The organism is Candidatus Rokuibacteriota bacterium (assembly GCA_016188005.1).
GTDB lineage: Bacteria > Methylomirabilota > Methylomirabilia > Rokubacteriales > CSP1-6 > UBA12499.
On sequence record JACPIQ010000013.1, the window covers coordinates 1 to 15127 of the forward strand.

The window sequence follows — 15127 nt, forward strand, 5'->3', positions numbered from 1 at the left end:
ACCATGCTTCCCACGGCGAAGGTCGCCACCACGATGGTCGGCGTGATGACGTTCGGCAACACGTGCCGGAACATGATCCGCGCCTCTCCGGCTCCGGCCGCCCGGATCGCCTCCACGAAGTCGCGACTGCGCAGGACCAGGGTCTCGCCACGGACGAGCCGGGCGTAGAGTGTCCAGCCGGTGACGCTCAGGGTGATGACCATGTTGGTCACGCCCGGCCCGCGGCCGGAAACAAACCTGCTGATTTGCCATGGCGTGTTGGCCGCGCGCGCCCGGTGGCGCGAGCGAGTGGTCGCGTACGGCCGCGTGGTCCCCGAGCCCACGGCCTCGACGGTGCCGCTGGCCGCTGCGAACATCTATCTCACCGAGGTGGATGTGATGCTCGGATCCGCTGCTCGATCAGCTCACCCCCCTCGGCGAGGATACAGATCTGGCTTTCCTTCTTGTGGACGTCGATGCCAATATGGCCCATGGCTGGCCTCTCCTCCCTGCGCCGTTGAGCGCGTGTTCTCTCTGTGGGGCAGTCTATGCCACCACGTCGAGCGAGAGGCCAGCCGCTTCATCCTATCTACGCTCCGAACGGGCTGGGGGTCACGTCCGGCGCGCCCAGGGCGGCCACAGCGGCAGCAAGGCCTTGAGCCGCAGGGACCAGGGGTACCCGGCCGCCTCCCAGATCGCCCGGAGGGCGGCGATCACGGCCAGGCTGTACATCGTCGCCCGGCGCCGCGGCGAGCCCGCCGCTCCCGGGGCGGGGCTGGGAGCAGCCGAATGGCGTGCTTCCGGTGACAGCGCGCGACCTGGCAGAACTCGCCCAGGATCCGCCGCTTCTCCGGTCGCGTGGCCTGCCGGTAGCGTTGATAGATGGCTTGCACGTACTCTTGCTTGGCTCGCGCACTCACCATGGCTGTCTCCATAGGTTGAAGAAAGTAGCATCGCAAATGGCGCGACGATTCTCGCTCGGTGACATTTTGGACGGCGCGATACGTGCCTTGACACGCAGCGGAAGACCATGCGACGCTCGCCTGATCCGACTGTGCGGGGGAGGACGGCCATGAGGAAACGAGGCGCCAGGGACAAGAGACAGGCCATCACGCGGCGGACGTTCGTCGAGCTGGGCCTGGCGGCCGGCGCCGCGGCGCTGGTGCCCGGGGGCGGTGCCGCGTCGGCGCAAGCGCCCAGGCGGGGCGGGGTCCTCCGGGTCGCCGTGCCGAGCGCCGCCCGGCGGCTCGATCCCGCCATCCACGGCTCGAACGACGAGTTCATCATCAGCCAGGCGATCTTCAACAACCTCGTCCGGGTCGACGCGAAGCTCAACCCGCAGCCCGAGCTGGCGAGCGGCTGGAGCGTCTCGGACGACGGCAAGACGTGGACCTTCAGGCTGCGAAGGGGCGTGAAGTTCCACCACGGCCGAGAGCTCACGTCGAAGGACGTCGAGTTCACCCTGAAGCGGATCCTCGATCCGGCCACTGCCTCCATCGGGCGGAGCCTCTTCGGGGTCGTCCAGGGCATCGAGACCCCGGATCCCTACACGATCCGGTTCGCATTGAGCGCCCCCTACGGTGACCTGCCGATGATGTTCGGGTCGGTGTACGCGCGGATCCTCCCGTTCGACGCGGCGGGAGAGGTCTCGAAGACGCCGATCGGCACCGGTCCCTTCAAGATGAAGGAGTTCGTCCCGGCCGATCACGTCACGTTGGTCCGTCACACCGAGTACTGGGAGCGCGACGCGGCCGGCAACCAACTCCCCTACGTGGACGAGCTCCGCCAGGTCACGATCCCCGAGCAGGCCGCGCAGATCGCGGCGCTCACGGGCGGCTCCGTCCACATCCTGTTCGAGGCGGCCAGCCAGAGCATCTCGACCCTCAAGGCGGATCCAGGCGTCAAGGTGCTGGAGACGCCGAGCCCCTCCTACCACGAGATCACCATCTGGGTGGATCGGCCTCCGTTCTCGGACCCCCGCGTGATGGCGGCGCTCAAGCACAGCCTCGACCGGGACGCGCTCGTCAAGGCGGCCCTCGGAGGGTTGGGGACGCCCTCCAACGACAACCCGGTCTCCCCCATCAGCCCGTTCTGGGTCGACACCGGCATGAAGACGCGTGACGTCGCGAAGGCGAAGGCCCTCATGGTCGACGCGGGGCACCGCGACGGGCTCGACGTCGAGCTGATCACGTCGCCCGACCGGCCCGGCCTCGTGGAGTTCGCCGTTGGCGTGAAGGAGATGGCGGCCGGGGCCGGCTTCCGCATCAACGTCAAGGCCGTGCCGTGGGACGTCTACACCGCGCAGTACAACCGCAAGCACCCGTTCACCATGCAGAACTGGAACGGCCGGCCCACCATCGACGAGTCGCTCTATCCTTACTACCACTCCAGGGGGAGCTACAAGGAGCTGTACCACTTCTCGAACCCGGAGATGGATCGGCTCCTCGACGACGGCCGCAGGGAGGCCGACCCCAGGAAGCGCAAGAACATCTATGGCCGGGTCCAGCGCATCCTCGTGGACTCGGGGCCGACGGTCATCCCGTACCACCGGCCGTACGTCATGGCCATCCACAGGCGGGTGCAAGGCTACGAGATCCATCCGATCCGGTGGGTGGACGTGCGCCGGACCTGGCTCGGCTAGTCCCGATAAGGTCCCGCCGTCGGCGGACGCAAGGGAATGCCGCTCGGCATCTTCGTCGTCCGCCGACTGCTCTTCTCGGTGCTGGTGCTCTTCCTGGTGTCGATCATCGTCTTCCTGGTGGTCCAGGTCCTGCCGGGGGACGTCGCCGCGATGATCCTCGGCACGGAGGCGACCTTCCAGGACGTCGCCACGCTCCGCGAGAAGCTCGGCCTCAACCGCCCCGCCCACGTCCGCTACGTCGAGTGGCTCGGCGGCGCGCTCAAGGGCGATTGGGGAACGTCGCTCCGGCTGAACCAGCCGGTGGCGCCGCTCCTCCTGTCGCGCCTGCGCAACTCGGCGGTGCTCGCCGGGCTGACGCTGCTCATCGCGGTGCCGCTCGCCGTCGGGCTCGGCGTCTTCGCCGGTCTGCGCCAGGGGCGGCTCGCCGACCGGGTCATCGCCGTGCTCACCCTGATCGGGACCTCGATGCCGGAATTCGTCTGGGGGAGCCTGCTCATCACCGTCTTCGCGTTCTGGCTCCGGTGGCTGCCGCCCGTGGCGCTGATCGAGCCGGGCGAGTCGCTGCTGCAGAACCTCCACTTCCTCGTCCTCCCCATCGCCACCCTGACGCTCGTCATGATGGCCTACACGAGCCGCATGACCCGGACGAGCATGATCGACGTCCTCGAGAAGCCCTACATCCGGACCGCGCGCCTCAAGGGGATCGGCGAGCGGAGCGTCATCCTCCGCCACGCCCTCCGCAACGCCCTCGTCCCCACGATCACGATCGTCGCGATGAACATCGGCTGGCTCATGGGGAGCCTCGTGGTGGTGGAGACCGTCTTCTCCTACCCGGGGCTCGGACGGATGATGCTCTTCGCCGTGAGCAACCGCGACGTCCCGATGCTCCAGATGACCGTGCTCGTCACGGCCGCCGTCTATGCCGCTGCCAACGTCGTCGCCGACGTGCTCTACGCCTATTGCGACCCGCGGGTGCGCTACTGATGACCAGGCTCTGGCGTGCGCCCGACGCCGCCATCGGCGGGGCGCTCCTCCTGATCCACCTCGGCCTCGTGGTCTTCGGCCCGTTCGTCATCCCGTACCCCCACACCGAGTTCCACATGCCCGACGCGCTGGCGCCCCCCTCGGCCAGCTACTGGTTCGGCACCGACCAGTTCGGCCGCGACGTCTTCAGCCGCGTGGTCTACGGCGCGAGCGGCACGCTCGGGCTGTCGGCCGTCGCCACGCTCCTCGGCGTCACGCTCGGCGTCGCGATCGGCATGACGGTGGGGTACCGTGGCGGCACGCTCGACGAGATCGTCATGCGGGTCATGGACGCGCTGCTGTCGTTTCCCTCCCTCCTGCTCGCCATGCTCATCCTCGCCACGCGGGGCCCCGCGCGGATCAACGTCGTCTTCGCCATCATGGTCGTCTTCGTGCCGAGGACGACGCGCGTGCTCCGGAGCGTCACGCTCGGGCTGAGAGGCCTCGAGTTCGTCGAGGCGGCCAAGGTCCGCGGCGAGTCGGCCTTCTACGTCATCACCCGCGAGCTCCTGCCGAGCGCGCGGGGACCGATCGTCGTCGAGCTCGCCATCCGGCTGAGCTTCGCCATCCTCCTCAGCACCTCGCTCGGCTTCATCGGCATCGGCGTGCAGCCGCCCGAGCCCGACTGGGGCCTCATGGTGAGCGAAGGGCGCAACTTCCTGCACACGGCCCCCTGGCTCATCACCTTCCCGGCGCTGGCGATCTCGACCGCCGTCATCGGCGCCAACCTCTTCGGCGACGGCGTCGCGACGCTGGTGGCGTACCGCGGCCGGCGGAGCGATCTCTGATGGCGAGCCAGGCCATCCTCGAGGTGTCGGGCCTCTCGGTCGACTACGCGACCCGGAAGGGCCGCGTGCGCGCCGTGCGGGACGTCTCCTTGCGCATCGGCCAGCGCGAGACCTTCGGCGTGGTCGGCGAGTCGGGCTCCGGCAAGAGCACGCTCGCGTTCGCCCTGATGGGCTACCTGGCGGCGAACGCGCGCGTGACGTCCGGACGCATCGAGTACCGCGGGGACGACCTGCTGGCCATGTCGCGCCGCAGCCTCGACCGCCTGCGCGGGGCGAAGATCGCGATGGTCTACCAGGACCCCATGAGCTCCTTGAACCCGTCCATTCGGGTCGGCGGGCAGATCGCCGAGGTCCTGCTCGCGCACGAGGGCGTCTCGGCGCGCGAGGCCCAGGACGGCGTGCGGCGGCTGCTCGAGGCGGTCAACATGCCGGAGCCGTCGGCCATCGCGCGCCGCTACCCGCACCAGATCAGCGGCGGCCAGCAGCAGCGCGTGTTGATCGCGATGGCGCTCGCCTGCAACCCCGACCTGCTCGTCATGGACGAGCCGACGACGGGGCTCGACGTCACCACCGAGGCGCAGATCCTCGACCTCATCGAGGCGCTCAAGACCCGCTTCTCGTCGGCGATCCTCTACATCAGCCACAACCTCGGCGTGATTGCCCGGGTGAGCGACCGCGTCGGGGTCATGTACGCCGGCGAGATGGTGGAGCAGGGGCCGGTGCGGCAGGTGTTCCGCCGCCAGCTCCACCCCTATACCGCCGCGTTGATGCAGTGCCTGCCGGGCCTCGACTTCGGGCGCAGGTCACGGGCGCTCAGCGTCATCGGCGGGCGGATCCCCGACCTCACCGACCTGCCCGACGCCTGCGCCTTCGCGCCGCGCTGCGCCCATGCGGCCGAGCACTGTCGAGCGGAGCGGCCTGCGCTGATCGCGGTGACGCCCGAGCACGCGAGCCGCTGCTTCTTCTGGGAGGAGCAGGAGCGGACGCGAGCGACGAGCCGGCAGGCGCCCGCGCCCGCGGCGGCCGCCACCCCACGGGCGGCGTCATCGGGGCCGCTCCTCGAGGTCGAGCACCTCACCAAGGCGTACCGGGACGCGCACACGATCCTCGGGCTCTTCGGACGGGCGACGGTCGTCCGTGCGCTCGAGGACGTGAGCCTCGCCCTCAACCCGAACGAGACCCTAGCGGTCGTCGGGGAGAGCGGCTGCGGCAAGACGACGCTCGCCCGCTGCATCGTGGGGCTGGTGGAGCCGACGAGCGGCCGCGTCGAGTTCGCGGGACGCGAGGTGGCGAGGACGGTCGCGGCCCGGAGCCCGGAGCTCCGCCGCCGCCTCCAGATGGTGTTCCAGAATCCCGACTCGACGCTCAACCCGCGCCGCACGATCGCCGAGACCCTCATGCGTCCGCTCGCACTCTTCCGCGGCATGCCGCGCCGGGCGGCCCGCGCGGCGGCCGGCGAGCTGCTCCGCGCCGTGCGACTGGACGAGCACTACCTCGACCGGCTGCCAGACGAGCTGAGCGGAGGGGAGAAGCAGCGCGTCGGCATCGCCCGCGCGTTCGCCACGGACCCGGACCTGATCGTGTGCGACGAGCCGGTCTCGGCGCTCGACGTGTCGGTCCAGGCTGCCATCCTGAACCTCCTCGGCGAGCTGCAGGCGAGGCGGGCGACAGCGTACCTCTTCATCACGCACGACCTCAGCGTCGTCCGGTATCTGGCCGACCGGGTGGCGGTGGTCTACCTCGGCCGGATCTGCGAGACCGGCGCCGCCGAGCAGGTGTTCCTGCCGCCGCACCACCCGTACACGGAGGCGCTCCTCTCGGCGGTGCCGGTCCCGGACCCCGAGGCCACGCTGCAGCCGATCCGGCTCGCGGGCGCCGTGCCGAGCGCCGCGAACCCCCCGCGCGGCTGCGTCTTCCACACGCGCTGCCCGCGCAAGATCGGGCCCATCTGCGAAGATGAGGTGCCGCCCGTCCAGACGGGCGGCTCGGGCCACACCATCGTCTGTCACATCCCGCTCGCCACGCTGGTCGGCTTGCAATCGGAGAGTGCTACCCATGGGTGACACGAGGAGGCTCGCGGAGTTCGTCGCCGGCTTCGAGCTGGAGGCGTGCCCGCGCGAGGTGGTCCATCAGGCGAAGCGCTGCATCGTCGAGACGGTCGGATGCGCCCTCGGCGGGTCCCGGACGCCGCTCACGCTCGCGGCCGCCCGGTCCCTCGACCGGCTCGGCGGCTCGGGGCCCGCCAGCGTGATGGGCCTGGGCCGCCGGACCTCGCCGGACCGCGCTGCGTTCGTCAACGGCGTGTCGGCCAACGCCCTCGATTACGACGGCGGGGTCGTGCTACAGGGGCACTACGGAGGCACGGTGGTGTTCTCCGCCCTGGCGATGGCCGAGCTGACGGAGGCGACCGGCCGCCAGCTGCTCGAGGCGGTCGTCGCCGCGTACGAGGTCACGACGCGCATCGGCGAGGCGACGCGCCCCTCGCCGGAGCACCGGCGCCTCGTCAGCGGGTACGGTCCCCACCAGGGGTTCGCCGCCGTGGTGACGGCCGGCCGGCTCCTCGGGCTCGACGTGGACCGCCTCGTCCACGCCTTCGGCATCTACGGCACCTTCGCCCCGCTCCCCAGCGCCGCGCAGTGGAACTGGCGCAACCGGCCGCTCTCCTGGACGAAGGACATGGTGGCCTGGCCGTCGGTCTCGGGCATCAACGCGGCCCTGCTCGCCGACTCCGGCTTCCTCGGTCCCCGCACGATCCTCGAGGGCGACCGGAGCTTCTGGCGGATGGCCGCCTCCGACCGGTTCGTCCCGGAGGCGCTGCAGGACGGGCTCGGTCAGCGGTTCAACATGCTGAACCTCTACTTCAAGGCCTATCCCACCTGTCGCTGGAACCAGGCGGCGCTCGACGGCATCCGCCAGGTCCTCCGGCGCCGGGGATGGACGGGGAAGGACGTGGCCTCGGTGGAGGTCGGCGTGGCGAGGGCGCTGGTCGACCAGCAGTTCGAGGACTACGAGCCGCGCACCCTCGTCGACGCCCAGTTCAGCATTCCGTACGCGGTCGCCTTGATCCTGCACGGCGAGGCGCCGGGGCCGCACTGGTACGATCCGCCGCTCTTCGACTCGCCGGCCATCCGCGCGACGATGCGCAAGGTCAGCCTGCGGCTCGACGCCGAGATGGAGCGGCTCTTCGTCGAGAAGCGGATGGCGGCGGCGACGGTGACGCTCACCGGGACCGACGGGTCGATCGAGACCGCGCGTGTCGACCACGCGCATGGCAGCGCCGAGTGGCCGATGGACGACGGCGAGCTGGACGAGAAGTTCCGCGGGCTCGCGTCGGGGATCCTCGAGGAGCGGACGGCCAGCCGGCTGCTCGAGCGGATGTGGGATCTCGAGGGCGTCGAGCGCGCGGCGGAGATCGGGGAGCTGGCGCTCGGCGCGAAGGGGGAGGCGGCGTGACGGAATCGGTGGCAGTGCTCAAGCAGCGGCTCTGGCAGGAGATCGACCGGCGGCGCGACGAGCTGGCGCGGCTCTGCGCCGAGGGGCTTCGCATCCCCGCCGAGAACCCGCCGGGCGACACGCGCGCCATCGCCGCGCACTACGCGGCGCTGCTCGAGCGCCGCGGCCTCGCCGTGGAGCGGTTCGAGTCCCGGCCGGGGCGTGTGAGCCTGGTGAGCGTCCAGCCGGGCCGCACGGAGCGGCCTCGCTTCGTCTTCAACGGCCACCTCGATCACTTTCCCGCCGACGATCACGCCCTCTGGTCGTTCCCGCCCTACGGCGGCGAGATCCGCGACGGGAAGATCCTCGGGCGCGGCGTCTCCGACATGCGGGGCGGCCTCACCGCCTCGCTCTTCTCCTTCCTCCTGATCCAGGAGCAGCGCATCCCGCTCAAGGGACCGCTGACGCTCATGCTGGTGGCCGACGAGGAGACCGGCGGCGCCTGGGGGACCGGCTACATCCTCGAGCAGCGTCCCGAGCTGGCCGGCGACGCCTGCCTCATCGGCGAGCCGGAGTCGCCCGACGGGGTCCGGTTGGGGGAGAAGGGGAAGGCGCAGTTCCGCCTCGCCTGCGAGGGGCCCTCCCGCCACGGCGGCCTCGGCACCGGCGACGACCCGGTCATCCGCGTGGCCGCCGCCATCCAGGAGGCGCGGAGGATCGTCGAGCTCGAGGACCACCCGCCGGCGGACCTCCTGCCCGTCCTCGAAGGGATGCAGAGCTACTGGCGGACCGAGCACGACCGCGGCCGGCAGTGGCTCTACCGCCGGCCCTCGATGACCGCCGGCCTGATCCGCGGCGGCATCAAGGTCAACGTCGTCCCGCGCCGCTGCGAGGCGGAGATCGACTGCCGGCTCCCCTTCGGCATCACGCCCGAGGACGTCCGCGCCTTCATGGAGAAACGTCTCGCGGCCGCCGGGCTCACCGACGTCACGTTCGAGTTCCTGCGGCCGGTCTTCACCGCCTCCTACACCTCGCCCGACCACCCGCTCGTCGGCCTGGCGCGCGCGAACGCCGCCGCCGCCACCGGCAAGGAGCCACGGCTCACCGTCACCTTCGCCGCCACCGACGCGCGCTACTTCCGCCCGCGTGGCGTGCCGACCCTCATCTTCGGCCCCCGGCCGAACAACATGGCGGCCCTGGACGAGTTCATCACCGTCGACGACCTCGTGGCCGTCACCAGGGTCCACCTCGCCACCGCCCTCGACGTCCTCGCCGAGCCCGCGCGCCCATGAGCGCGACCGCCGCCGCCGCCATCCGCGCCTGGCTCGATGCGCACCGGGCCGAGGTCCTCGCCTTCGTCGAGACCCTCGTCGGCATCGACAGCTACGCGACCCAGCCGGCCGGCGTCGACGCCGTCGGCGACGCCGTCGGCCGGGCGCTCGAGTCGGCCGGCTACACCACGGAGCGGGTCCGTCCCCGCCGGGTGCCGGCGGAGCGGCGCTGGCTCGAGGCGCTCATGCTCCCCGGCCACGACTTCGACCGCCTCGCCGACCACCGCATCGCGCGCAAGGCCGGCCGCGGCCGCGGGCGGGCCCTCGTCCTCGGCGACCTCGACACCGCCTTCCCGCCGGGCGGACCTTCGCGGGTCCCCTTCCGGATCGACGGCGATCGCGCCGTCGGCGCCGGGATCGCCGACATGAAGGGCGGGCTCGCGGTCGCCACCTTTGCGCTCCGCGCGCTCGAGGCGACCGGGCTCGACACGCTCGGCGAGATCGCTTGTGTCTTCAGCGCCGACGAGCAGGCCGGCAGCCTGACCGCCCGGCCGGTCATCGAGGCCGCCGCGCGGCAGGCCGACTGGGTCTTCTGCATGGAGTGCGCGCGGGAGGGGGGGAATCTCATGGCCTCGCGCGCGCAGATCGGCGTCGCCCGCCTCGAGGTCCACGGGCGGGACGCCCATGCCGGCAGCGGCTTCGCCGGAGGCGTCAATGCCGTCGAGGCGATGGCGCGGAAGATCATCGCGGTGCACGCGCTCACCGATCCCGCGCGAGAGATCTACCTCAACGTCGGCATCGTCCAGGGCGGGTGGCGCCGGAGCGTCGTGCCCGGCCACGCCGCGGCCGTGCTCGACATCCGCACGCCCGGGCCGGCGGCGTGGGAGGAGGTCGAGCGCGCCATCCGGGCCATCGCCGAGCACGAGGACGTGCCGGGCGCTCGCTCGACGCTCCTCATCGCCTCCCACCGGCCCGGCGTCCCCTGGACCGAGAAGACCGACCGGCTCCTCGCCATCGCGCAGGAGGCGGGGCGCGAGCTGCGCCTCGCCCCCTTCGGCGCCCTCCGCTCGCCCGCGGCCGGCAGCTCCGCCTTCGTCGGCCCGCTCGGCGTCCCCTGCATGGACGGCATGGGCCCCGCCGGCGGCGACCTCATGACCGACCACGAGTACGTGAGGGTGCCGTCGCTCGTGGAGCGGGCCGCCCTCCTGGCGACCATCCTCCACGACCTCGGCGCCGGCGCCTGGGAGCGCGCGCGATGACGGACGCGGTCAAGCTGCTCCGGCGGTGGATGGACGATCACGTGGGGGACCTCGTGGCGCTGCTCGGGCGCATCGTCGACATGGACACGGCGACCGAGAACCGGGAGGGCGTCGAGCGCCTCGCCGCCCTGACGGCCGACTCGCTCGCGGCGCTCGGCTTCGCGGTCGAGCGGGTGGCGCCCGTGCCCCCACCCGAGCCCTGGGTGAACGACGCCTTCCTCTGGGGTCGTGGCGCCGCCGCCATCGCGCCGGGCGTCCTCGGCCGGGTGGGGGGCGGGACCGGGCGCGGCCGCCTCCTCCTCATGGCCCATCTCGACGCCGCCTTCCCGCCGGGGGAGCCGGCGCGGAGGCCGTTCCGGATTGAGGGTGCCCGGGCGTACGGCCCGGCGGTGGCCGACATGAAGGGGGGCGTCGTCGCCATCCTCTTCGCGTGCCGCGCGCTCCTCGAGACCGGCGTCGCCCGCCCGGAGGAGATCACCGTCCTCTTCGACACCGACGAGCAGGCCGGCACCGTCTGCTCCCGCCCGCTCATCGAGCGGGAGGCGCGCCGCGCGGACTTCGGCCTCGTCACCGAGTCAGGACGCGCCGGCGGCCAGGTCGTCGGCCAGCGGGCCGGCCTCGCCATGGGCGAGCTGATCGTCGAGGGAATAGAGGCACACCTCGGGACCGGCTTCCGCGAGGGGCGGAGCGCCATCGAGACCCTCTGCCGCAAGGTGACGGCGTTGCATGCGCTCCAGGACCCGGAGCGCGGCGTCCTGCTCAACGTCGGCGAGATCGCGGGCGGCATGCGGCGCAACCTGTACGCCGCGCGCGCCGTGGCGCGGATGGACATCCGTACCGTCGACGCGGCGGCCTGGGACCGCGTGCGGCGCGAGGTCGAGGGGATCGCCGCACGCGAGGAGCTGCCGGGGACCCGGACGACGCTTCACCTCTGGCAGCACCGTCCGCCGATGCCCTGGACCCCGAAGACGGACGCCTTGGCCGCGCTGGTGGCGGCCTGTGCAGACGCCATGGCGACGCGGATCGACACGATCGCTACGATGGGCGGGTCCGACGCGAACCTGATCGCCGCGCAGGGCACCCCTGCGCTCTGCGGCCTCGGGCCGGTCGGCGGCGCCATCATGACGCCCGGCGAGTACATCGAGCTGCCGACCCTCGGCGAGCGGACCGCGCTCGTGGCCAGTCTCGCGCACCTCCTCGCGACCCGGGGGCTCTGACGCGACCGGCTTCCACTGAACGATCCTTCACCCAGGACAGCTCGCCGGCGCAGCTTGCGGCCGGCGAGTACGGGGCGCGGGCGGGGGTACCCAGGATCCTCGGCCTCCTCGACCGGTGAGGAAATGGCAGATAACAAGTGCGCGCATTGCCTTCGGCGCTGCGGCTGATCACCACTCGGCCAGCTAGCTCGCCATGGTCCCCGCATGCGGTCACTTATCTTCGGACGCCGCCTAAGGGGTCCGCGCGACCTTCTTCGTCCCGGCCGTCATCGCGAAGGTCTACCCCGAGGAGCCGCCCCACCCGACGGCGCCACCCCGACCTCGGTGGCGCCCGACGCCCCTTTGTGTTGGCTTCTTCCAAGTAACCTCCTCCTCACGCCGGTGAACTGGGCGCCGGGACGTCCGGGTCCTTGACGAGGGTGTAGCCGAGTTCATGGGCACGGCGCGTGAGAGTCGAGACGACGCGGCTCTGGTACCGGCGCTCGTAGTAGTCCTGGCCGCGGTCAACGTATTCGGTGCCGAACCGGAGCATGCCGTAGATGAGGCGCGCGAGCTTGTGGGCAGTGGCGGTGATGGCCTTGGGGGCGCCGAGCCGGGCTTTCAGTCGGCGGTGGAAGGCGCCGAGGGCGGACTTGCTGTGGTAGAGGGCACTGGCGGCGAGACGGAGGGCGGCCGCCACCCGGCCTATCTGCGCTCCGCATTCCGTTGGCGATCTACTATTTCTTGCGGGGGCACCTCCATGCTCACCGCAGACCTCTTCGGACGGCGGTCGGTCGGGATGCTCTTCGGTTGGATCTTCTTCGCGCACCAGATCGGGGCCGGTCTCGCCTCATACGTCGGGGGCCTGGTGTACGACCGGACGGGCACCTACGACTAGGCCTTCATCTCGGCCGGCATCCTGGGCGTCCTGGCCGCGGGAATGGTCCTGGCCATCCGGGAGCCCTCCCGGACCGCGCCGCGGCCGTCGGCCGTGCCGGCGGTCTCGGCGACCGGGGATCGAGCAGATGCTATTCCCTTCCGGCGTGGGGACTGGAGCCACTACAGCTCTCGGGCGTGAGCGAGAAGCCAGGGGAGATTGCAGGAGACCTGGCCGGCGCGGGCAACATTCCCGGTCGTCTGTGTGACGAGGATTCTCTTGTCCGCCTTGATGAGGTCCGCCGTCTTATTCAGCCGTGCAAGATCCTCCGGGCCCGGTGCGGCGGTCAGTTTCACCTCTACGGCGCACACGCTCTTGCCGAAGTCCAACACGAGGTCGATCTCGCGCTGATCGCTCGTGCGCAGGAAGCATGCCTCGCACTGGCGACCCACCTGCTGCAACGCCCCCAGTACCTGCTCGACCACGAACCCCTCCCAGCTAAAGCCGACCCATGGCTTTCCGAGGAGATCGCCCTCATCGAGGACGTTCAGCACGGCGTGCAGGAGCCCCGTGTCCCGCCAGTAGATCTTCGGACTCTTGACCAGACGCTTTCCGAGGTTGGCGTGATAGGGTGGGAGCCGACGGATCAGGAATGCCCCCACCAGGAAGTCCAGGTACGAGTTCACACTGTGGTAGGACAGACCGAGGCTCTGTCCCACGTGGGAGGCGTTCCACGGATGGCCGTGGACGGCCGCGAGCATTCTCAGGAGACGCAGCGTGACCCGTGGTTTGGCCGGCAATCCCCATGCCGGGAGATCCCGTTGAGTCAGCAGGTCCAGATAATCGCGCTGCCATTGCGGGAAGCTCCCGGGTCGGAGCGCCCCGCCCTCCGGGTACCCTCCCCGGCACCATACTCGGGTCAATGGAACTCGGAGCAGCTCGTTGGCGAGAAGCGGGGTCAGCTCGACCAGGGACAGCCGACCGGCGAGCGACTCGGAGACCTGAACCATCAGGGATGGGGACACGGATCCCAAGATGAGAAAGCGGCCCTTGCGGGCGCGATCCGCGTCGATCGCCCCCCGGAGCCGGGGGAATATCTCCGGCCACGCCTGCGCCTCGTCCAGGATGACCAGGGATCTGCCCTTGACCGCAGAGTCCCACTGCACGTCCCGCGGAGGGATCGGGCCAGCGTCGTCTTGCCGGCCTGGCGCGGGCCGACCAGCGCCACGGCGGGATACTGGCGGAGGCGCTGCCGGACAAGCCCTGCCACCTGTCGTCGCACCATGGTGTTGCATTATAGAAAGTTACTTCTACTTTGCAAGACTATTCCTATGGGCACTGTGATGTGCAGCCACCGGACCCCCTGGAACTCTGGCAGTCTCCTCCCTTCGAGCTGTGCCGTCGGCTCCTGGAGGGTGGCGTCTGAGTCTGGGAGATCATGGCACGGGGACGGGGACCCCGGACGGGGCGACCGCCGCCGGAGGGCGCTAGAGTTGGCTACGCTCCGCCGGGCCCTGGGTTGGAGCCGGGTCCGCGCCGCCCAGACGTCAGCTGACGGCTCCAGCCGCGGCCCAGCCCGAGCACATCGCGACCACCGGCTGACGCACGACCCGCGGCCAAGCGCCGGGCCGCTCAGAGGTCTGCCAGGTCGGCTACACCGAGCGACGAGCCCGGCACCCGGAACTGAGAGCGAGGCGACTCGAAGTTCTCTCGAAGTGCCGTGACTCGCTGACGCCCCTTCCGTGTCGGTCCCGCTCCCTGCCCCTCCACCGTCGCCTCCAGGGAGACCCGCGCCGATAGCGGCGATTCCGAGGACCTCGACGACATTGTGCCGGGCGTCGACCTGGCAGGCAAGCCGGAGCCGCGGACGCCCCTCGAGGCCCTCGCCTCGGGCGCGCCGCCGAGAGGATCAGCGCGCCGCTACACGCGGTCCCGCAGCCTCGGGTCGAGGGCGTCGCGCATGTAGTCGCCCAGCGCGTTGACCGCCAGCACGGTGGCGAATATCGCGAGGCCCGGGAACGCCGTGAGCCACCACGCCGACTGGAGGTAAGTCCGGCCGCTGTTGAGCATACTGCCCCAGGTCACGACGCGCAGCGGCACCCCGATGCCCAGGAAGCTCAGCGTGGCCTCCAGCACTACCATGCTTCCCACGGCGAAGGTCGCCACCACGATGGTCGGCGTGATGACGTTCGGCAACACGTGCCGGAACATGATCCGCGCCTCTCCGGCCCCGACCGCCCGGATCGCCTCCACGAACTCGCGACTCCGCAGGACCAGCGTCTCGCCACGGACGAGCCGGGCGTAGAGTGTCCAGCCGGTGACGCTCAGGGTGATGACCATGTTGGTTACGCCCGGCCCGAGCACGGTCACCACCGCCATGGCGAGCAGGATGGTCGGGATGGCGAGCTGGATATCCGTGAAGCGCATCAGCATGCGGTCGACCCAGCCGCCGAAGAACCCCGCGGACAGGCCGACCACGACCCCGATCGGGCACGAGACCGCGACGGCCAGGAGCCCCACGGTGAGCGACACGCGCGCGCCGTGCAAGAGCCGGCTGAGCACGTCGCGGCCCAGCTCGTCGGTGCCGAGAGGACGGCTCCAGCTGCCGCCAGCGAACGCGGGCGGCGTCAGCCGTCGGGTGATCTCCTGCTCGTTGGGGCC

The 15127-nt window shown here is 71.0% G+C and carries 13 protein-coding genes; 9 read left to right on the forward strand and 4 right to left on the reverse strand.

Annotated features, from left to right (window positions below; genetic code table 11):
- A partial coding sequence (locus HYV93_04005) for an ABC transporter permease subunit (protein ID MBI2525126.1) occupies nucleotides 1-356 on the reverse strand: 356 nt, incomplete at its 3' end.
- Nucleotides 357-1051: 695 nt separating this feature from the next.
- Between HYV93_04005 and HYV93_04010 the strand changes: the two genes are divergently transcribed.
- Genes HYV93_04010 through HYV93_04045 form a run of 8 tightly spaced genes read left to right on the forward strand, consistent with a single transcriptional unit; the run spans nucleotide 1052 to nucleotide 11610 of the window.
- Nucleotides 1052-2620: an ABC transporter substrate-binding protein gene (locus tag HYV93_04010; protein MBI2525127.1), complete on the forward strand. Its 1569-nt coding sequence runs from the start codon at nucleotides 1052-1054 to the stop codon at nucleotides 2618-2620.
- 36 nt (nucleotides 2621-2656) lie between these two features.
- Nucleotides 2657-3604 carry an ABC transporter permease gene (locus HYV93_04015; protein ID MBI2525128.1) on the forward strand — a complete coding sequence of 316 codons (948 nt, stop codon included), beginning with the start codon at nucleotides 2657-2659 and terminating at the stop codon, nucleotides 3602-3604.
- Nucleotides 3604-4431 (forward strand): ABC transporter permease, encoded by an 828-nt coding sequence (locus HYV93_04020; protein ID MBI2525129.1) that lies wholly within the window; start codon nucleotides 3604-3606, stop codon nucleotides 4429-4431. The genes HYV93_04015 and HYV93_04020 overlap by 1 nt, the downstream gene beginning before the upstream one ends.
- The gene (locus HYV93_04025) at nucleotides 4431-6494 is read left to right on the forward strand and encodes an ABC transporter ATP-binding protein (GenBank protein ID MBI2525130.1); all 2064 of its coding nucleotides are present in this window, start codon (nucleotides 4431-4433) and stop codon (nucleotides 6492-6494) included. Before HYV93_04020 ends, HYV93_04025 begins: the two co-directional genes overlap by 1 nt.
- Entirely contained in the window at nucleotides 6487-7884 is a 1398-nt protein-coding gene (locus tag HYV93_04030; GenBank protein MBI2525131.1) for an MmgE/PrpD family protein, read from the forward strand. The genes HYV93_04025 and HYV93_04030 overlap by 8 nt, the downstream gene beginning before the upstream one ends.
- Nucleotides 7881-9155 (forward strand): M20/M25/M40 family metallo-hydrolase, encoded by a 1275-nt coding sequence (locus HYV93_04035; protein MBI2525132.1) that lies wholly within the window; start codon nucleotides 7881-7883, stop codon nucleotides 9153-9155. The genes HYV93_04030 and HYV93_04035 overlap by 4 nt, the downstream gene beginning before the upstream one ends.
- On the forward strand, nucleotides 9152-10393 hold the full coding sequence (locus HYV93_04040) for a M20/M25/M40 family metallo-hydrolase (protein MBI2525133.1): 1242 nt from the start codon (nucleotides 9152-9154) through the stop codon (nucleotides 10391-10393). Before HYV93_04035 ends, HYV93_04040 begins: the two co-directional genes overlap by 4 nt.
- Nucleotides 10390-11610: a M20/M25/M40 family metallo-hydrolase gene (locus HYV93_04045; protein ID MBI2525134.1), complete on the forward strand. Its 1221-nt coding sequence runs from the start codon at nucleotides 10390-10392 to the stop codon at nucleotides 11608-11610. The genes HYV93_04040 and HYV93_04045 overlap by 4 nt, the downstream gene beginning before the upstream one ends.
- A gap of 373 nt (nucleotides 11611-11983) precedes the next feature.
- Here HYV93_04045 and HYV93_04050 read toward each other — a convergent pair whose 3' ends face one another.
- Nucleotides 11984-12289 (reverse strand): hypothetical protein, encoded by a 306-nt coding sequence (locus HYV93_04050; GenBank protein MBI2525135.1) that lies wholly within the window; start codon nucleotides 12287-12289, stop codon nucleotides 11984-11986.
- 60 nt (nucleotides 12290-12349) lie between these two features.
- On the opposite strand from HYV93_04050, the gene HYV93_04055 reads away from it, so the two are divergent.
- Nucleotides 12350-12487 (forward strand): hypothetical protein, encoded by a 138-nt coding sequence (locus tag HYV93_04055; GenBank protein MBI2525136.1) that lies wholly within the window; start codon nucleotides 12350-12352, stop codon nucleotides 12485-12487.
- 161 nt (nucleotides 12488-12648) lie between these two features.
- On the opposite strand, the gene HYV93_04060 is transcribed toward HYV93_04055, so the two are convergent.
- Nucleotides 12649-13632 (reverse strand): DUF4143 domain-containing protein, encoded by a 984-nt coding sequence (locus HYV93_04060; GenBank protein ID MBI2525137.1) that lies wholly within the window; start codon nucleotides 13630-13632, stop codon nucleotides 12649-12651.
- 754 nt (nucleotides 13633-14386) lie between these two features.
- Nucleotides 14387-15127: ABC transporter permease (locus HYV93_04065; protein MBI2525138.1), on the reverse strand; the 741-nt coding region annotated here is incomplete at its 5' end.